General features: G+C 62.3%; 16 protein-coding genes. 8 read left to right on the top strand and 8 right to left on the bottom strand.

Annotation, left to right across the window (positions count from 1 at the left end):
* The 6 genes from tssG to tssB form a co-directional block, all read right to left on the bottom strand.
* Window positions 1–1,026, bottom strand: a complete 1,026-nt coding sequence (tssG, locus tag QR290_RS18070) for a type VI secretion system baseplate subunit TssG (protein ID WP_289203264.1) — start codon at window positions 1,024–1,026, stop codon at window positions 1–3.
* Window positions 990–2,783, bottom strand: coding sequence for a type VI secretion system baseplate subunit TssF (gene tssF / locus QR290_RS18065; protein WP_289203263.1), 1,794 nt, complete (start codon window positions 2,781–2,783; stop codon window positions 990–992). The genes tssG and tssF overlap by 37 nt, the downstream gene beginning before the upstream one ends.
* Window positions 2,767–3,210, bottom strand: coding sequence for a type VI secretion system baseplate subunit TssE (gene tssE / locus QR290_RS18060; RefSeq protein WP_289203262.1), 444 nt, complete (start codon window positions 3,208–3,210; stop codon window positions 2,767–2,769). Before tssE ends, tssF begins: the two co-directional genes overlap by 17 nt.
* Window positions 3,211–3,225: 15 nt before the next feature.
* Window positions 3,226–3,723 carry an Hcp family type VI secretion system effector gene (locus QR290_RS18055; RefSeq protein ID WP_007958866.1) on the bottom strand — a complete coding sequence of 166 codons (498 nt, stop codon included), beginning with the start codon at window positions 3,721–3,723 and terminating at the stop codon, window positions 3,226–3,228.
* A 76-nt stretch (window positions 3,724–3,799) separates the two neighbouring features.
* Complete coding sequence (gene tssC, locus QR290_RS18050) at window positions 3,800–5,284, bottom strand: type VI secretion system contractile sheath large subunit (RefSeq protein ID WP_039767165.1); 1,485 nt, start codon at window positions 5,282–5,284, stop codon at window positions 3,800–3,802.
* 29 nt (window positions 5,285–5,313) lie between these two features.
* A complete protein-coding gene (gene tssB / locus QR290_RS18045; protein WP_007958861.1) occupies window positions 5,314–5,856 on the bottom strand; it encodes a type VI secretion system contractile sheath small subunit in 543 nt (180 codons plus the stop codon).
* A 228-nt stretch (window positions 5,857–6,084) separates the two neighbouring features.
* On the opposite strand from tssB, the gene QR290_RS18040 reads away from it, so the two are divergent.
* The 5 genes from QR290_RS18040 to tssA are packed head-to-tail and all read left to right on the top strand — an operon-like array spanning window position 6,085 to window position 13,595.
* On the top strand, window positions 6,085–6,531 hold the full coding sequence (locus QR290_RS18040) for a type VI secretion protein (RefSeq protein ID WP_115079969.1): 447 nt from the start codon (window positions 6,085–6,087) through the stop codon (window positions 6,529–6,531).
* Window positions 6,532–6,577: 46 nt separating this feature from the next.
* Window positions 6,578–7,909 carry a type VI secretion system baseplate subunit TssK gene (gene tssK, locus QR290_RS18035; protein ID WP_115078350.1) on the top strand — a complete coding sequence of 444 codons (1,332 nt, stop codon included), beginning with the start codon at window positions 6,578–6,580 and terminating at the stop codon, window positions 7,907–7,909.
* An 18-nt stretch (window positions 7,910–7,927) separates the two neighbouring features.
* Window positions 7,928–8,692 (top strand): DotU/TssL family secretion system protein, encoded by a 765-nt coding sequence (locus tag QR290_RS18030; RefSeq protein ID WP_115078349.1) that lies wholly within the window; start codon window positions 7,928–7,930, stop codon window positions 8,690–8,692.
* Window positions 8,689–12,510 carry a type VI secretion system protein gene (locus QR290_RS18025; RefSeq protein WP_289203261.1) on the top strand — a complete coding sequence of 1,274 codons (3,822 nt, stop codon included), beginning with the start codon at window positions 8,689–8,691 and terminating at the stop codon, window positions 12,508–12,510. The genes QR290_RS18030 and QR290_RS18025 overlap by 4 nt, the downstream gene beginning before the upstream one ends.
* Entirely contained in the window at window positions 12,507–13,595 is a 1,089-nt protein-coding gene (gene tssA, locus QR290_RS18020; protein ID WP_289203260.1) for a type VI secretion system protein TssA, read from the top strand. The genes QR290_RS18025 and tssA overlap by 4 nt, the downstream gene beginning before the upstream one ends.
* Here tssA and QR290_RS18015 read toward each other — a convergent pair.
* Both QR290_RS18015 and QR290_RS18010 read right to left on the bottom strand, forming a co-directional pair.
* Complete coding sequence (locus QR290_RS18015; protein WP_289203259.1) at window positions 13,592–14,560, bottom strand: 2-hydroxyacid dehydrogenase; 969 nt, start codon at window positions 14,558–14,560, stop codon at window positions 13,592–13,594. The genes tssA and QR290_RS18015 overlap by 4 nt on opposite strands.
* Window positions 14,561–14,732: 172 nt before the next feature.
* A complete protein-coding gene (locus tag QR290_RS18010; RefSeq protein ID WP_007958838.1) occupies window positions 14,733–15,116 on the bottom strand; it encodes a tautomerase family protein in 384 nt (127 codons plus the stop codon).
* Between the two features lie 273 nt (window positions 15,117–15,389).
* Here QR290_RS18010 and QR290_RS18005 point away from each other — a divergent pair, with 273 nt between their 5' ends.
* The 3 genes from QR290_RS18005 to QR290_RS17995 all read left to right on the top strand — a co-directional run bounded on the left by QR290_RS18005 (window position 15,390) and on the right by QR290_RS17995 (window position 17,342).
* Entirely contained in the window at window positions 15,390–15,584 is a 195-nt protein-coding gene (locus tag QR290_RS18005) for a hypothetical protein (RefSeq protein WP_074688773.1), read from the top strand.
* Window positions 15,585–15,635: 51 nt separating this feature from the next.
* Window positions 15,636–15,806 carry a hypothetical protein gene (locus QR290_RS18000; protein ID WP_167748742.1) on the top strand — a complete coding sequence of 57 codons (171 nt, stop codon included), beginning with the start codon at window positions 15,636–15,638 and terminating at the stop codon, window positions 15,804–15,806.
* Window positions 15,807–16,061: 255 nt separating this feature from the next.
* Window positions 16,062–17,342 (top strand): HAAAP family serine/threonine permease, encoded by a 1,281-nt coding sequence (locus QR290_RS17995; RefSeq protein WP_115078344.1) that lies wholly within the window; start codon window positions 16,062–16,064, stop codon window positions 17,340–17,342.
* The last annotated feature ends 33 nt before the right edge of the window (window positions 17,343–17,375 follow it).

The following is a 17,375-nucleotide window of genomic DNA, read 5'->3' as shown; positions in this document are numbered from 1 at the left end:
TCAGGTGATCTCCAGCTGACGCAGGCGGGTTTCGATCCGTTGCACGGCCAGGCTGGGCTGCCGCTGCAGGCCACCGTTCCAGCTCAGCAGGGCCGGGGATTGTCGGCCGAGTTGCAGAGGCCCGGCGCCGCGCACCAGCAGCACCAGTTTCACGTCCAGATCAGGGCCGAAATACAACGCTGCCAGGCTGGCCAGTGCCGGATGCGCTTCGCCGTCCGGCAAGAAGCGCGAGGCCTGCGTCGATGGCAGCGGCCCCAGCGTCAGACGAATGCCGGCATGTTCATCCCAGACCCGAGTCCCGGCGACAGCGCTGCGGCCGAGTTGCAGATTGCGTCCGCCAGCCTTCATGAAGCTGCGGCTGGCACGTGGAATCTCACGCCACGCCCCTTCATAGGCGCTCAGTTCCACCGCCACGGAAAACTGCTCGCGGACAATCGCCGCGAACCCCGCCAACGACCGGCGGCCATCGGCGTACAACGCCGTGCAGGCCAGAACGGCGCAGTCGGGAATCGCCTGGCGTTCCTGCAAGGATTTTGGCAGCAACCCGGTCAGCGCCCGCAGTTGCGCCTGCACCGGCGAGGCGCCGGGCGTGGTGAAACCGAGGGCGATCCGGTGTTTGCGCATCACCTTGTACAGCAGGCTGAGCAACCGATGCTGGAACAGGTCGAGGAATTCGGCGGGCGCGTGATCCTTGGCCCGTGCCCGTTGTTGCAGCCATTCCTGATAGGCGTAAGGCAGCGGGCCGTCGGGGCCGCCGAGGCCGAACATCGGTGAGTTCAGGGTCAGCGGTTCACCGGGGTTTTCCTCCAGGCTTTCGATCTGGCTGGCGGCGAACAACGGCGTCAGCGGCCCGCGCAATTTCAGCGCTTCGGCCTGTGGCGATGTACCCGAACCGAGGGTGTCGGCCTGGGGCTGTTCGCGCTCCAGCAACAGCAATGCCTGCAACCATTCGAACGCCTGCGGATCGCGGCGCAGGCGCTGGCTCAGGGTCAGAGCGACAGGGGCATGCCGGCTTGGGGTTGCCATGCCTTGACCTCCTTGTCTGCCTGTATGAGCACCGTGCGCACAAAGCGATTGGCCGTGGCGTACACCGAAAAGAATTGCGCGAGCACCGCTGAAAACAGTACCGCGCTGCTGCCGACGAAATGCTGCGGATCGAGCTGTAACTGCACTTCAAGTCCGTTGCGCCAGCCGCGCCAGGCATCGGCGCCGACATGGCCGATCACCCGCTCGCAACCCAGGCTCAGCAAACCTTCGATCTGACGCAGGGCGCTGGCCTCATCGCGCAGATTGTGCAGGGTCAGGATTTCCTTCAGCGCATCCAGCGCCTGCGGCCCTTCGACCAGCGACAGATGATTGAGGGTCAGTTGCGACACCAGTCGCCAGCGCGAATCGCCGTTTAGACGCGGCAGGCTTTGCGGGCTCGGTGGATTGCGCAGACGTGCCCACGCCACCGGGCCCGGCCGTTCGAAACCCAGCGGCGTACCGGCGGGCAGGCTCTGGGCCAGATGCCGATTGGTGCAGAGCAGTTCGGCGGTGAGGCTGTAATCGGGCAGGTCGGTCTGCGGTTCGAAACGGGTGTCGACGACGCTGACCAGCAGATCGCTGCCGAGCCGGTTAGGCGTCTGTCCGTTGACCCGTCGCGCATGCCAGTAACGTTGCCGGTCACCGCTGCTGTGCTGGCTGCCGAAATACGCCGGCAGCCGCTGCACACCGCTGGCGGAACTGGCGCGCACGCTGCGGATACTGTGGATTTCGACGCTGTTTTCCCGGTGGCTGTCGGCAATCAGTCGATACTCGCTGCGGGTGCCGTCCGGGCGCAGTGGCTCCGAGGTGCGCGGGAACAGGTTGATCACCGGCGCGCAGCCGAGGGCGATATCGCTGGCCTGCAAATGCAGGCGACCGGCCGGCGCACGATCAAAAACGATGTACAGATACAACGTCTGGCTGTCGCTGGACACGCCGGACAGTGGCAGATCAAAGAAGTGGAATTTGTCCGGGAACGCGAAGTACTCGGCCAGCAGACGCATGCCCGGATGCACGCCGTCTTCGTCCGGCAGCAGCACTTCGTCGTCGGCGAAACCGACGATCTTCGGCAGGCCTTTGACGCCGGCGGGAATGTTCCCCGGCGAGCCGGCCAGCACCTGCACCGCGTGGGCGCCGAGCAGGTCATAGAGGCTGGCGTTGACCACCGGTGACGCGGCCAGGTGAATGCGCAGTTGTTCGATGCCAAGTTCCGACCACTGACTGTCGCCGAGGCAACGCAGACTCAGGCGCAACGCCGAGCGGGACTGCGCCACACCGGTCAGCGCCTGCGCTTCATCGCTGCCCAGCAACAGGGCTTCGCTGATTTCGACCGGCCACAAACGCACGGCGGCGCTGGTGCGAAAGTGGATGCTTTCGCCCTTGCTGGTGGTGACGAACAACGGCGTGTCCCGGGGCAGGGGATAGCCACCGTCGAGGTTGCCTTTGCTCGGATCCGGCTCGAACTGCACGATCGCGCACGACGGCAGCGGGCGCATGGCCAGGGGATAAAGCTGTTCGAGCAGCGCGTCGCTGAATTCGGCGTAGTCGTCATCCAGCCGTCGTTGCAGGCGTGCGGCGAGCAGGGCGAATCCTTCGAGCAAGCGTTCGACGTGCGGGTCGGGGCATTCGCCGGGAGACAGTTCCAGCCGCCGCGCGACTTTCGGATAGCGCTCGGCAAACTGTCCGCCGGCATGTCGCAGCCAGGTCAGTTCGCGCTGGTAGTAGTCGAGCAGTTGCGGGTCAATCGAGTCGCTCATGGCGCACCTCCAGCCCTTCGTTGCCGGGCTCGATGACAAACGCCACCGGCCAGTGTTGCTGGCCGCTGCGCAACTCGCCGAGCAGGCGGATGCTTAATCGTTGCGGCTGTTCGGGGAGGGGATTGACCTGAACCTCGCCCAGCAACAGGCGCGGTTCGAAATGGGTGATGGCTTCGCGAATGTCCCGCGCCAGCCGACGACGGTCATCGCTGCGCTGTTGTTGAAGGGCGCTCCAGTCGGCGATGCCGTAGTCGATGACGCTGGGCGGGGAGGTCAGGGTGCGCGGGCCACGGCGGGTGTTGAACAGGCGCCCGAGCTCGGTGTGCACCGAGTCAAGCAAATCCTGCCGATCGAACTCCCGCGCCCCGTCGCTCTCGCTCGAGGCGAGGCGTTCGAACAGCGGTGGAAGTAAGCCGGTGCCTGCCATGGCCGCGCCGCCGGGTTAGCTGACGAGCTTGTTGGCGGCCATGTCCCAGGTCGAGGCAGCCGTGCCTTCCTTGGTGCCGTCGTCTTTCTGCGCGGTGAGTTCCCATTTGATCTTGGTGAAGTTCAGGGACAGGGTTTCCACCGGTTTGCCGCCGGTACCGCCACTGACGCTGACGTTGGAAATCACCACGTTGGTCAGGGTGTAGATGATGAAGGGCAGCAGTTGCCCGCTGCCTTCGGCGGCGTTGCGGCCGATGGTGATCTTGGCTTCCGGAATCGGTTTGCCGGCGCAGCAGTATTCGTTGAGCGACGGTGTGGAGGTGTCGACGAATTTGGTCAGGGTGAACTCGCCGACGTGGGGTTTGCCGGAGGTGCGCTCCGAGTTGCTGACGTCGTTGGTCACCTGCATCGCCACGTTGTGGCTGTAGGACATGACTTCGATCTTGTCCGCGTAACCCTCGAGCAGGCTGTCGCCTTTGATGTCGCCGCCGAGGTCGAGAATGATTGCATCCATCGCTTGAAACTCCTGAAAGGTGTCGTGCCAGGCAAACAGGGAAACGCCCGCAAGGGATCCTGCGGGCGTGTACGGGTCAGGCGGCTACCGGTGGCGGCAGGGTCGCGACCAGACGGATCGACGCGGTCAGCTCTTCGAGCTGGAAGTGCGGCCGCAGGAATACTGTCGCGCGATAGGCACCGGGCTTGCCGGCGACTTCGGTGACGTCCACCCGCGCTTCACGCAACGGGTACTGCGCCTTGATTTCCTGCGGCGCGTTGTCGTTGATCAGCACGTAGTCGGCGATCCAGTTGTTGAGGTAGGTCTGCACGTTGTCGCGGGTCATGAAACTGCCGACCTTGTCGCGCATGATCACCTTCAGGTAATGGGCGAAACGCGAGGCCGCGAGCACGTACGGCAGCATCGCCGAGATCCGTGCGTTGGCGTTGGCCTCGTTGGTGTTGTAGACCTTGGACTTGTTGGTGGTCTGGCCGCCGAAGAACACCGCGATGTCGCTGTTCTTCTTGTGGCACAGGGCGATGAAACCGAGGTCGTTGAGTTCCTTCTCGCGGCGGTCGGTGATCGCCACTTCGGTCGGGCATTTCAGCGACAGGTCGCCGGAACTGGTGCGGAAGGTGTGCGCCGGCAAGCCTTCCACCGCGCCGCCACCTTCGGCACCACGGATCGCCGCGCACCAGCCGTATTTGGCAAAGGCCTCGGTGATGCGTTGCGACAGCGCCCACGCGGCGTTGCCCCACAGGTATTTGCTGTGGTCGGTGCCGTTGGTGTCTTCGACGTAATTGATGCCTTCCACCGGCGACGTGTCCGGACCGTATGGCAGGCGCAGCAGGAAGTGCGGCAGCACCAGGGAGACGTAGCGCGAGTCTTCGCTTTCACGGAACGAGCGCCACTTGATCAGTTCCTGGCTCTCGAACACTTTCGACAGGTCACGCGGCACCGCCAGTTCGGTGAAGCTGTTCATGTCGAACAACCGTGGGCTGGCGGCGGCAATGAACGGTGCGTGAGCGGCTGCGGCAACGTTCGACAGTTTCTCCAGCAGGCCGATGTCCTGCGGGTGCCGGCCGAAGGTGTAATCACCGACCAAAAGGCTGAACGGGTGGCCACCGAAGGTGCCGTATTCCTCTTCGTAGATCTTTTTGAACAGCGCGCTCTGGTCGAACTCGACGGCTTTTTCCAGATCGTTCTGCAGCTCCTTCTGGGTCACGTTGAGCAGGCGCAGTTTCAACCGGGTGCTGGTTTCGGTGTTCTGCACCAGCATGTGCAGGCCACGCCAGGACGCTTCGAGTTTTTGCAGGTCCGGGTGGTGCAGCACTTCGTTGAGCTGGGCGCTGATCAGCTCGTCGATCTGACTGATGCGGTCGTTGATCATCGCCACGGTGTCCTTGTCGATGGCCATGCCTTCGTCGAGCACCTGGGTGGCGAATTCCGCGAGCATGTCGCGGGCGTAGTCCTGCTGACTGTCGTCATGGGCCATGCGGCCCTCGGCGATGATCCGGTCGAGCAGGGATAAAGTCTCGGCAGCAGCATTTTCGCTGGCTTGATTCTGGGCGGCGGCGGGCATGGCGAATTCTTCCTCGGTCAGGTGGACGATCAGGCTTGCGGTTCGGCCGGAGCTTCGGCATCAGCGGCGGGGACAGCGGTGTCCGGGCGGGCCGACTTGATCTCTTGCAGGCCTTCGGTATTGGCGATCACGTCGCGCAGCAGCTTGTCGAGATCGTCGTTGCCGTCGAGTTTGGTCAGCAGGTCGCGCAGACGCTGGCGGGCTTCGAACAGGCGCCGCAGCGGGGTGACTTGCTCCACCACCTTGACCGGGTCGAAGTCGTCGATGTGCTTGAAGTTGAGTTCGATGTTGAGCTTGCTGTCGTCGCCGCTGAGGGTGTTGTTGACTTGCAGCGTGGCGCGGGGAGCGATGGAGGCGAGGACGTCGTTGAAGTTGTCGCGGTCGATTTCGGTAAAACGGCGTTCGGTCAGTTTTGCCAATGGTTCGAGCGGCTTGCCCGAGAGATCGGCCAGGATGCCGACCACCAGCGGCAATTCTTTTTTCTCGATAGCGTTGCCGATTTCGACGTCATAGGTGATTTGCACTCGGGGCGGGCGAACCCGGTCGAGCTTGTGCTGGGTACTTTCTGCCATGTCGGCGGACTCCGATGCGATGAGCGGGCGCAATGCATCGGGGAGGCCCGTTCATCGCTTTCCCTTGCTGGACCACAGGTTAGAAAGGGTGGCAGATGACCTGTCGTTCCTTTGACAAACCTTCCTCATTCGGCTGTAGGAACCGAACTACCCAAGACGCTAGAACAGGTCTATAAAAATGCAAGCGAAAAACTTTTTTGGACTGATTGGCGAAAAGGAAAATTCATTTTGTCTGCACGACTTTTTTTAACGATCGGGTTTGCGCTGCTTGCCGGCTGTTCGTTTTTCGGGCCGAAAGTCGATCTCGACAGCCTGACCCTCGACGTCGCTCCCAAGGCCAATGACGACACCCCGATCGCCGTGGATTTCATCGCGGTCAACGATCCGGATCTGCTCAAGCAACTGTCGGGTATCAGCGCCCAGCAGTGGTTCGCCGGGCGCGAGCAGTACCAGCGCGACTATCGTCAGCTGATGAGCGTGTGGGGACTGGAGCTGGTGCCGGGGCAATTCATCGACCGCCAGCCGTTCCCTTTGGGGGGCAAGCGGGCGGCTGGACTTTTGGTCTTCGCCAGCTATAACACTCCCGGAGCGCACCGCCTGCGGCTGGACGATCAGAGCGACGCATGGCTCAAGTTCGACAGTCGCGAGATGAGCCTGGTCAGCAAGGAAAACTGAAACACACCGTCCGCCGCCGGTTCGCGGTGCAGTCGAAGGGAGTCGTATGAGTCTGCTACCTGACGCGGTCTGCTGGCATGAAGGCATGCAATTGCTGCCACAGCATTTTCAGTTGCAGGGCCTGCGGGCCGAGGCGCTCGGTGCGCATCTGGCCCAGGCGTGCAATCCGTGGTTTTTCGGCGTCAGCCACATGGAGTTCGACCCGTCGGCGATGAGCGCCGGAGTAGTGCGGGTGTTGTCGTTGCAAGGGACGATGCCGGACGGTCTGCCGGTCAATCTGCAAGTCGGCGTCGATCCGACGCTGGAACTGGATGTCGGCCCGGCGATCGACGCCACGGACGATGCGACGGTGACGGTTTATCTGGCAATCAGTCCGCTGTGGCGCGCCGGTCAGTTGCTGCCGCTCAAGGGACGTCTGCAATCGGTGGTTGGTGAGGCATTGCCGGATCTCACCAGCGGCGAATTTCCCGAATCGATCACGGTGTGGCGTCCCAATCCACGGCTGTGTACGCAACTCAACAAGGCGGATTCAATCTGCCTGCCGCTGCTGAAAATCCGCAAGGAGGGCGGCGGTTTCCTGCCATTGCCGTACACGCCGCCGACACCGGTCCTGCTACCGGAGTCGCCATTGGGTCGGCGGGTGGCCGGACTCTGTGCGCGAGCGCGGGAGAAGTGTCTGTTTCTTGGCGGGCGATTGCGTCAGGCGCAACAGGCCGGCAATCAGGATGACGCGCTGGAAATCCGTCGGCAGATGACGGCGCTGTGGGCGCGTTTGCCGGAAGTGGAAGGGGCGCTGATCAGTCGTGTCGCTCATCCGCAAAGTATTTATGTGCAACTGCTGGGACTTGCTGGCGCGTGGTCGGCGCTGGATCCGCTGGCGGGTGTGCCGGCTTTTGCGCCACTGGATTTTCTCGAATTGCAGCGCGGTTACGAACCGCTGCTCGACTGGCTGGAAAACACTCTGGAACTGATCCGCGCCGGTTATCGCAGCATCGCGTTCGAGCGCGGCGAGCAGAGTTTTTCCATTCAGTTGCCGGACGAGCAACCGAGCCAGCGTCTGGTCATCGGCCTGCGCATGCCCAACGGTGCCAGCGAGCAGGCCGCCGGCGAATGGCTGCGCGGCGCGATCATCGCTTCGGCGCCGCACATCGCGTTGCTCAGCCGACAGCGCATGAGCGGTCTGACGCATCAGGCCATGAGCCGCAGCGAGCAGGTGGCTTACAGCGTCGGCGACGACACCCGGCTGTTCGTGGTGACCGCCGAAGGTAGCTGGTTCGACGCGCAACTGCCGCTGATGATCGCCGCGCCGGCCACCAAACTGACCAGCAGTCCGTGGCAAGTGGTGTTGTTTGTCGCCCAGAACAGTGAACGTGCCTGACCACACAAGGAACGTCGTATGTCGCAAGGAAGTGCCGCAAGCCTCGGGTTGCAGGACGCTCCGCTGAGCAGTGCGTTCCGCGAGACCTGGCAGCAGTGGTCGCAGGACTGGAGCCAGTTGCCCAAGGACAGCGAGGACGAGGCGGCGCTGGTCGAAACCGTGGTCGAGCTTTCGACCCAGGCGTCGCAACGGCTGTGGCGCACCGCGTTTGCCCGGGTCGGCGATTCGGCGACCGAGCAGGTCAAGGCGCTGGTGTATGCCTTTGTCGCGCTGGTCGATGAAACCCTGCTGTTCAGCCCGTGGCCGGGCCAGAGTGCCTGGCAGGAAAAACCCCTGGAGTCGCGGCTGTATTCCAGCCGTCAGGCCGGCGAGCAAGTGCCGGCGGCGATCCAGACCTTGCTCGATGAGCAACAGCCCACTACCCGCGATCTGGCCAACGTCTATTTGCAGTGCCTGATCCTCGGTTTCCATGGACGCCTGCGCGGTGAGCTGGGCCAGGTGCAACGGGAAAAATGGCGGCGGGCCCTGTTCATGTTTGCCTGGCAGGACGAGGCCGATTACGCCGCTGTCAGCCAGCGACTGGTACAGCCCTCGCTGGCGACACCCTTGCAGTTGCCGGTGCGCACGGCGTTGCCCGACGGCTTTCGTCTGGCGCTGGGCATTCTGGCGATGATTCTGCTGCTGACCGGGCTCGGGCAATTTCTGTGGCGTGACATCCGTCAGGAGCTCGAGCCGGTGTTGCAGGCGCCCGATACGCTGACGGCGCCGGAGCAAGACTCATGAGTACCCTGACGATCGTGGCCTGGGTGGTCGCCATCCTCTTGCTGCTGGTGATCATCGCGGTGGCGGTGTGGTGGCTGCGCACACAGAGCGGTGCGGCGATTCGCAGTTTCTACGCTGCCGTGCGGCACATGGAACAGGAGCAGGGCGCCCACGACCGGTATCAGATGCCGTGGCTGCTGATGCTCGGCGATGAGACGCAGGGCACCCAACTCGCCACTCAATGGCATTTGCAGCCCACCGACAAACCGGGGTGGTTCGGTCGCTGGTGGTCCGATTCCGAAGGCGCGGTGCTGGTGGTGCCGCAGGCACTGTTTCTGCCGGAAGACGGCATGCACCTGCAACGCGGTGGCTGGTGGCGTCTGCTGGGTTTGATCCTGCGCCTGCGCAGCAAGCGTCCGCTGGACGGGGTGATCTGGGCGGTGCCGGTCAGTCGGTTGAGCAATCTGGAACAGGCCACGCAACTGGGGCTGGCGGCACGTCGGCGTTTTATCGATCTGTTGCAGCGTTTTGGTCTGAGCCTGCCGGTGTACGTGGTCATCACCGGGCTTGAAGAGCTGCCGGGATTTCAGGAACTGATCAGCGCCTTGCCGGACGAGGCTCGCGATCGCACCTTGGGCTGGTCGTCGCCCTACGCCCGCGATGCGGTGTGGCAGGGGCAATGGAGCGATCAGGCGCTGGATCGGCTGCATCGCGCGGTGGCGGAAGCGGTGATCGAAATCGGCACCTTGTCCGGGCAACTGAGTGCTGACCTGTACGCCTTGCCAGAGCGTCTGGAAACCCTGCGCCGTGGTTTGCAGAACGTGCTCGAGCCGGTGTTTCAAGGCAACGCCCAGGGCGAGGCACCGTGTTTTCGTGGGGTTTACCTGACGGCCAATCAGCCGGCCGAGGATGCGCTGGATGGTTTTTCTGCCGATGACAGCGGCCTGCAGCAAAGTGCGTTTGTCCGTCAATTGTGGCGCCAGCGGATAGTCGGCGAACGCGGACTGGCCCAGGGTGTGCCGCGACTGTTGCGCCTGCGTCAGCGCTGGCAGCGAGTGACCGCCGGGGTGGCGCTGGTGGTCGGCGTGGTGTGGGCGGTGGCGATGCTCTGGGTCTGGCAGGCGTCGGTCAAGGACGCCCATGAGCTGGCGCGGCTGCTGCACGGCGCGCAGAAGAATTACGTCGCGGTCATCGACGACGAACATCGGGTCGAGCCGACCCGGCGCAACGTGCAGAATTTCTGGCGGGTGCTGGAACGGGCGCCGCACTGGCACTACGTTTCGCTGGCCTTTCCGACGTCGTGGTTTTCCTCGCTGGACGTGCGACTCGAACAGGAAGTGTTCAGGTCGACCCAGCGCCACATGCTGCAACCGCTGCACGAACTGCTGGTCGCGGAGCTGGCGAAAATCAAGGCGATCCGCGAAACCGACCGGCGCACCAGCGTCGGAAGCGAAGACCCGGCGCAGTGGCAGAATTATCAGAAGGCCACGGATCTGGTCGAGCGAGCCTTGCGTCTGGAACAACAGAACCAGTTGTTCGCCCAGGTGCAGAACAATCAGCGGGCGCCGCTGGAGGATCTGGCGCAACTGAGCAACAGCGCGCTGTCGCTGAACCTCAACGCCGGCACTTTGCCCCACGCCGCCTACTACAACCGGCTGCTCGTGGCCAGTGATGGCGGCGACTTGCAGGCGCTGGATCTGAGCGTTGAACGACCGCTGATCGTGAGCAATTTCACCGGGCTGATGGAGCGCTGGCTCGATCAGTATTTTCTGGCGGACAACTTCGTCAGCAAGGCCGGCTACCTGAAATTGCACCTGGAACAACTTGAAGCCGGCAGTGGCAATAGCCTGCCCGAACTGGAAGAGCTGCGAGCGCTGATCGATGACCTGCATGCGGCGATTGCCCTGACCAACTCGACCTGGAGTCGCGGCAAGGGCCAGGAGCTGGTGCCGGGTTATCGCGAATTTCTCGACAAGGTGCGCAAGAGTTCATTGCTCGGCCCGACGGTCGAACAGCAGCTCGATGCACAGGCCGGCAAGTTGCAACAGAGCTTTCGCGATCAATGGATCGCCCAGGTGGGCTCGCGGGGCAATTTGCTGGTGCAGCAGGGCAGCGGGCAACTGGCGCTGCAGGATCAGGTCGTCAAGCTCGACAATGCCGTACAGGCGCTGTTCAAGCGTGACTTCGTTTCGATTGCGCTGCGGGCGAGCCAGGACAGCGTCAACCGGCAAGGCCAGACCGTGGACAGTGATGACCTTAATGAGTCACTGAATTATTTCGCCAGCTATAAGAGCTACGTCGCCGAAGAGCTGCCGCGCATTCCGCCGGACTATCGCGACGCATTGCTGAAAGCGGCCGAAACCGCCGCCGCGCAGGCGATGTGGTTGAGTCTCAAGGATCACGATGACCAGACTCATCCCTACGAGGTGTTCAACGTGCAGGCCGTGCAGGCAATGAACCTGCAAAAGGCTTTTGTCGAGGTGCATCGTGCCGATCTGGCGGCGCTTTTGCAGGGCGCGTTGAACCGCCGCGCCATGGCGCAGATTGTCGGCGGTCTGAATGAAATTACCGAGCAGCCGTTGTTCGGAGGCCGTACGGAAATCAGCCAGTGGGACGGTTCGAAAAACCTCGGTTTGCAACTCTACGGCGCCAGCGATGTGCAGGAGCTGAAGCTGAGTCTCAAGCAGCAATTCAATACCATGCTCGGCATCATCGAGCGTCGTGCCCCGGCCCTGGAATGGTTGAAGACCCAGCAGGGCAATCTGTCGGCGCTCGACTACGAGCGCGTGACCCAGTTCAGCGCGCTGAACGATGACTTGCTCAAGTACAAGGAGTCGAACCCGGCCAGTTCGCCGGCGCAGATCGAACAACTGGTCAGCCGTGATTTCATTGAAATGGACACCGGCTCCTGCGTGCAGATGTTGCAGACGGCCAATGTGAACGGCGGGCGTGGCACCTTGGCGATGCGCGCGGTGGAGTTGCAACAATCGGCCCTGCAACGCTGCCAGTTTCTGCAACAGCAACAGGCGGCCACCGCGTGGAACGAGCTGGCCACCTATTTCAATCAATACCTGGCCGACCGCTTTCCGTTTGCCAACGGCGTGCAGGCCCAGGATGCCGACCCGGCGCGGGTTCAGCACTTTCTGGAAATCATCGACAAGCGCTTGCCGGTGGCCCAGGCCGGACTGGTCCTGAGCCAGACCCCGGAGCGGCTGGCGGCAGAAGATTTTCTCAACCGGGTGAAGCAGGCCAGCGTCTGGCTGACCCCGCTGTTCGTGCGGGACAAGAGCGGTATTCTCGGCGTCGAGCTGGACGTGCGCTGGCGTACCGATCGCGAGGAAGAGAAGGGCGCCGATCAGGTGATTGCCTGGGGCTTGCTGGCCGGCAATCAGCAGATCAGCTATCCCGCCGCCGATCAGCCGAACCTGCGCTGGATGCCTGGTCAACCGATTCGCCTGACCTTGCGCTGGGCGCGCAACGGCAAGGAGCGTCCGGTCAACGACCCGCTGCAACCGAACCTGGTGGTGCGTGATCTGGAGGCCGGTTGGGAGTATGGCGGGCCGTGGTCGCTGCTGCGCCTGATGCGCGCGCACTTCTCGGTGCAGCGCCAGCCAAGCATGGATTACACCGATTTTCCGCTGAGCCTGCGTCTGCCGGTCACCGCGCAGAACGACAGCGTCACCAGCGAATTCACCCGGATGTTCGTACGCGTTTCGCTGATGAGCCAGGGCTCGAAACTGCCGTTGTCGATTCCGCCGTTGCCGACCCGCGCGCCGCGTTCACCGTTCCAGGTGACCGGCACCACCGCCGCCCTTGAATCGCAGAAGGAGGATTTGTGAGCCTGCCCTCGACCCCGTTGCCGGACCTGATCGATCAGTTACTCGCGCCCATCAGTGACGATGCGCCCTGTGGTGCGGATCTACGCTATGAGCGCGAGTACGACCAATTGCGCGACCTGCGTCGCGAGGATGACGCGAGTCTGCCCACGGGTGTCTGGCAATCGACCCTGAAACGGGCCAACTGGCCAGAAGTCGAGCGGTTGACCACCGCGTTATTGCTCGAACGCAGCAAGGACCTGATGCTCAGTGCCTGGCTGGGTGAAGCCTGGCTGCACTTGCAGGCGCTCGATGGACTGCCGGGCAGTCTGGCGCTGATTGCCGGTCTGTGTGAGCGCTATCCCGAACAGTTGCATCCGCAGGCCGACGACGGCGACCAGTCGTGGCGGGCGATTCCGCTGGAGTGGCTGGTGCGTCGCTACAGTGAAGTGCTGCTGACCCGGGTGCCTTTATTCGGCACGCACAACAGCGACTTTGAGGGTTACACCCTCGAAACCTGGCGGCGGATTCAGGTGCAGCAGGTGCAGGCCAACGACTCCAAAGGCGCGAAAGCGTCGGCCGAAACTGCGCGCAGCGAACACAAGAAACTCATTGAGCAGGTGCGGGCCACGCCCATGGCGTTCTGGCTGCGCCATCAAGGAAATCTGCTGCTGAGCCTGCAACACCTGCAGCGTCTGGATGGCTGGTGCGATGCGTATCTGGGGGATCAGGGGCCGGGGCTCGGACCGTTGCAGGACACCCTTCAAGCGTTGTTGACATTGGTTCAGGAGTTCATCGCCATGCACCCACAGCAACCACTGTCGGCACCGCCGCCTGCACCGGTCGCGGTCTCGCCGGTTGAAGCGTCGGTCACGGCCACGCCCGAAGCTGCGCCAGTACCGCGCGAACCGGCCAGCCGCGAAGAGGCTTATCGGCAATTACTGCTTATTGCCGAGTACCTGGCCCGCACCGAGCCCCACAGCCCGGTGCCGTATCTGATCCGGCGCGGAGTGGAGTGGGGCAACAAGCCGTTGAGCGAACTGCTCGGCGAGCTGATTTCGGCAGACGCCGAATCCCGGCGTCTATGGACTTTGCTCGGCGTGCTTTAGTGCACGCGCTGGTTGTTGAGTTTTGGCGGTAGCTGGAGCGGTGTCAGCACCGGTTGCCCGGAGAAGAACGCCACCAGATTCTTGCCCACCAGCTCAACGGTGCCTTGGGTGGCTTCCGGTGACAGCCCGGCGACGTGCGGGGTCAGAAGCACATTGCTCAGGCCCTTCAGTGCATCGGGTACTTGTGGTTCGTGATCGAACACATCCAGCGCCGCTCCGGCAATTCGCCGTTGTTCCAGCGCGCTGATCAGGTCGGCAGTGGCGATCACGCTGGCGCGGGCAATGTTGACGATAAAACCGTTGGGCCCCAGGGCATCGAGCACCGGGCGGGTCACCAGATGCTGGCTGCCGATGCCGCCGGGCGTGGCGACCACCAGAAAGTCCGAGGCCCGGGCCAGTTCGGTCGGGGTCGAGCAGAATGCGTAAGGCACGTCACTGCGCACCTGACGGTTGTGGTAACTGATCTGCATGTCGAAGCCCAGGCCCGCGCGTTTGGCAATCGCCATCCCCACCGCGCCCAGTCCGAGAATCCCCAGGCGCTTGCCGGCCAGCGACGGACGCATGATCTTCGGCCACTCGCCCCGACGCACTGCCGCATCGCAGCGCGGAATGTCACGCACGAGCGCCAGCAACATGGCCATGGCGTGGTCGGCCACCGACGACGCGTTGACGCCGGCGCCGTTGGTCACGGTCAGCCCACGGTCACTGGCGGCTTGCAGGTCGACCTGCTCGTAACCGGCGCCGATCACGCAGATGATTTTCAGCGCGGGCAATGTGGCGATTTCTTCGGCGTACAAGCCTAGCGGGCCACGGGTCAGCACCGCGTCGATCCGTGCCCCGTGGGTGGCGATGGCTTGCGCGCGCTCGGCAGGGGTCGGCGCGAGAATCAGGTGAAAACCCTGACGTTCGAGAATCGGCAAATAGTCATTGATGGTTTCAACCAGTACCAGAACGGTGGCGGGCATTGCTCGGCTCCTGTGATCGTCGGTCTTCGGGCGCAAAAGTCGGTTCAGAGTGCTGATTCCAGAGCGGTTTGGCAATGGCTGGCACGGCCCCGCATCAGGCAGTGTAGGAGCTGATGCGGGGAGCGCGCGGGTGCTTCGTCAGAAGGTGACGGCGGCGCTGACGGTCACAGGATCAGGTCACGTACTGGGCGATGCCGTTGCCGAACGACCAGTTCTCTTTTTTCACTTCCACCAGATTGATGAACACGTCCTCCTGGCGCACGGCCAGTTGCTGGTTCAGATTGCGCGCGATGGTCTGGAACAGCCGTTGTTTCATCTCCACGGTGCGGCCTTCGCTGATGGTCAACTGGATGAACACGATGCCGTCGCTGCGCTGGATCCCCAGGTATTGCGGGTCATAGACGAAGTGCTGGTCGTCGTGCTCGGCCAGCACCTGAAAGTTGTCGTGTTCCGGCACATTGATCTCGCTGCGCAGGGCGGCGTAGATCACTTCGCCAATGCGTTTGGCGAACGTCGGGTCCGGGTTTTTCTTGATGTCGACGCGGACGAGAGGCATGGGATGGCTCCACAGGCGAGGGGACTGGACGGGGATGTCAGTCAATTCGCCATTGGGTATAGCCGAAAAATACCAGTCGGTGAGGTTGTTTAAAAACGTTAGGAAATGGACGCACCGTCCTGCGGGATTTACGGATGTTGCCTACGAGTGCTGCCGGATTCATCCGCTATACGGCGGGGTGAGAAGCGCGGAATTATAGAGAGCAGGGCGGGATGCGTTCTTCATGACGAAGCAGTAATCCGGACGGAAATTGCCATCAGCCAAGGAAGGCCAATGCTTCATAACGATCGTGAAAGCCTGGAACTCGACAGGTTGGAACATGAGTCACGAAAGCTCGTGGCTGAAAGACAAAAGCTGCTGGCGGAGGAAAAGAAGCTGAGGTGGGAGGCGAACCTGTATCCAGTCGCGGTATTTGGTGGGGTGTTGACCGCATTTACTGCAGTAGCAGGATTTTTTTTCAAATTTTAAGTGTTCGCCTTTCAAAACAGTCAGGCCCATGAACCCCAAAGGAAGATCAACATGAGTACATATGACCGCAAGGCCAGAATGGAACGCTCAGAGCGAGAGCACGATGAGTGGGTCGAAAGAATGCGCATCAAACACAAAGGTGAAATGCTTCCGATGTTGGGGTTGTTTGGCTTCGGCATCTTCTGCATGTCCCTTGGCTTCATATTGGCCCGATCGATCTGATCGGGCTTTCCCATGGCTCATTCGGCGCCGGTGCATGTCATAAAACGACATGTCGCGTATCTGGCGCCGACAGGCTTTTTCCTGAAAACGACAAGTCTCCGATCTGCTCCGTACAACCATTCCTCAGCTAAGTCTTTGCTTCTGCTCATTTATCGCGGAGAATCGCGCCCCTGTTTCGGCCGGAGCATGTCTGTCGGTTTTTTCCGACGCGTCCTGACCGAGTGGCAAGTGACCGGAATGCGGAGATCCGACCGGATGAATGATCAGGCCAATAGCGTCGAACAACGCTTTGAAGCGGCAGCACCAGCTGAACTGTCGAGCTGGAATCGCCATGACACAACCTGGATGTTGGGACTGTTTGGGACGGCCATCGGCGCCGGTACCCTGTTTTTGCCGATCAATGCAGGTCTGGGTGGCTTCTGGCCCCTTGTGATCCTCGCGCTGCTGGCCTTCCCGATGACGTTCTACGCACACCGCGGTCTGACCCGCTTCGTGCTCTCCGGTCGCGAAGGCGCCGACATCACTGACGTGGTGGAACAGCATTTCGGCATCAAGGCCGGCGCGCTGATCACTCTGCTGTACTTCTTCGCGATCTTCCCGATCCTGCTGATCTACAGCGTCGGTCTGACCAACACGGTCGCCAGTTTCCTCGAACATCAACTGCACATCACGCCGCCACCGCGCGCGGTATTGTCGTTCGTGCTGATCCTCGGCCTGCTGGCCGTGGTGCGCTGCGGCGAGCAAGTGATCGTCAAGGCCATGAGCCTGATGGTGTATCCGTTCATCGTCGCGTTGCTGTTTCTGGCGGTGTACCTGATTCCGCACTGGAACGGCGGCATCCTGACCACCGCTTCGCAAGTGCCGGCACCCTCGGCGCTGCTGCACACGCTGTGGCTGGCGATTCCGGTGATGGTGTTCTCGTTCAACCACTCGCCGATCATCTCGGCATTCGCGGTGGATCAAAAGCGTCGTTACGGCGTTCACGCGGATGAGCGCAGCTCGCAGATCCTGTCTCGCGCGCACCTTCTGATGGTGGTGATGGTGCTGTTCTTCGTCTTCAGTTGCGTGCTGACCCTGTCGCCGGAGCAACTGGCGGAAGCCAAGGCGCAGAACCTGTCGATCCTGTCGTACCTGGCCAACCACTTCAGCAACCCGACCATCGCTTTCGCGGCACCGCTGATTGCGTTCGTGGCCATCTCCAAGTCGTTCCTCGGTCACTACATCGGTGCCAGCGAAGGCCTCAAGGGCTTGATCGTCAAGAGCGGCAAGCGTCCGGGCGCCAAGGCGCTGGATCGCATCGTTGCGGCGTTCATGCTGGTGGTGTGCTGGATCGTGGCGACCCTGAACCCGAGCATCCTCGGCATGATCGAAACCATCGGTGGTCCGGTCATCGCGGCGATCCTGTTCCTGATGCCGATGTACGCGATCCGCAAAGTGCCGGCAATGGCCCGCTATCGTGGGCAGATGTCGAACGTGTTTGTCACCGCAGTGGGGCTGGTGGCGATTTCGGCGTTGATCTACTCGCTGACGGCTTGAGGTTCAGCAACAAGGTCCTAATTGATCTTGTGA

This window comes from Pseudomonas fluorescens, assembly GCF_030344995.1.
Classification (GTDB): domain Bacteria; phylum Pseudomonadota; class Gammaproteobacteria; order Pseudomonadales; family Pseudomonadaceae; genus Aquipseudomonas; species Aquipseudomonas fluorescens_BF.
This window is presented reverse-complemented; position numbering and strand designations above follow the sequence as displayed.

Bases quoted from the DNA above. Each gene is read 5' to 3' on its own strand.
- tssG (WP_289203264.1), bottom strand. From the start codon at position 1,026: ATGGCAACCCCAAGCCGGCATGCCCCTGTCGCTCTGACCCTGAGCCAG.
- tssF (WP_289203263.1), bottom strand. From the start codon at position 2,783: ATGAGCGACTCGATTGACCCGCAACTGCTCGACTACTACCAGCGCGAA.
- tssE (WP_289203262.1), bottom strand. From the start codon at position 3,210: ATGGCAGGCACCGGCTTACTTCCACCGCTGTTCGAACGCCTCGCCTCG.
- QR290_RS18055 (WP_007958866.1), bottom strand. From the start codon at position 3,723: ATGGATGCAATCATTCTCGACCTCGGCGGCGACATCAAAGGCGACAGC.
- tssC (WP_039767165.1), bottom strand. From the start codon at position 5,284: ATGCCCGCCGCCGCCCAGAATCAAGCCAGCGAAAATGCTGCTGCCGAG.
- tssB (WP_007958861.1), bottom strand. From the start codon at position 5,856: ATGGCAGAAAGTACCCAGCACAAGCTCGACCGGGTTCGCCCGCCCCGA.
- tssK (WP_115078350.1), top strand. From the start codon at position 6,578: ATGAGTCTGCTACCTGACGCGGTCTGCTGGCATGAAGGCATGCAATTG.
- QR290_RS18030 (WP_115078349.1), top strand. From the start codon at position 7,928: ATGTCGCAAGGAAGTGCCGCAAGCCTCGGGTTGCAGGACGCTCCGCTG.
- QR290_RS18025 (WP_289203261.1), top strand. From the start codon at position 8,689: ATGAGTACCCTGACGATCGTGGCCTGGGTGGTCGCCATCCTCTTGCTG.
- QR290_RS18015 (WP_289203259.1), bottom strand. From the start codon at position 14,560: ATGCCCGCCACCGTTCTGGTACTGGTTGAAACCATCAATGACTATTTG.
- QR290_RS18010 (WP_007958838.1), bottom strand. From the start codon at position 15,116: ATGCCTCTCGTCCGCGTCGACATCAAGAAAAACCCGGACCCGACGTTC.
- QR290_RS18005 (WP_074688773.1), top strand. From the start codon at position 15,390: ATGCTTCATAACGATCGTGAAAGCCTGGAACTCGACAGGTTGGAACAT.
- QR290_RS18000 (WP_167748742.1), top strand. From the start codon at position 15,636: ATGAGTACATATGACCGCAAGGCCAGAATGGAACGCTCAGAGCGAGAG.
- QR290_RS17995 (WP_115078344.1), top strand. From the start codon at position 16,062: ATGAATGATCAGGCCAATAGCGTCGAACAACGCTTTGAAGCGGCAGCA.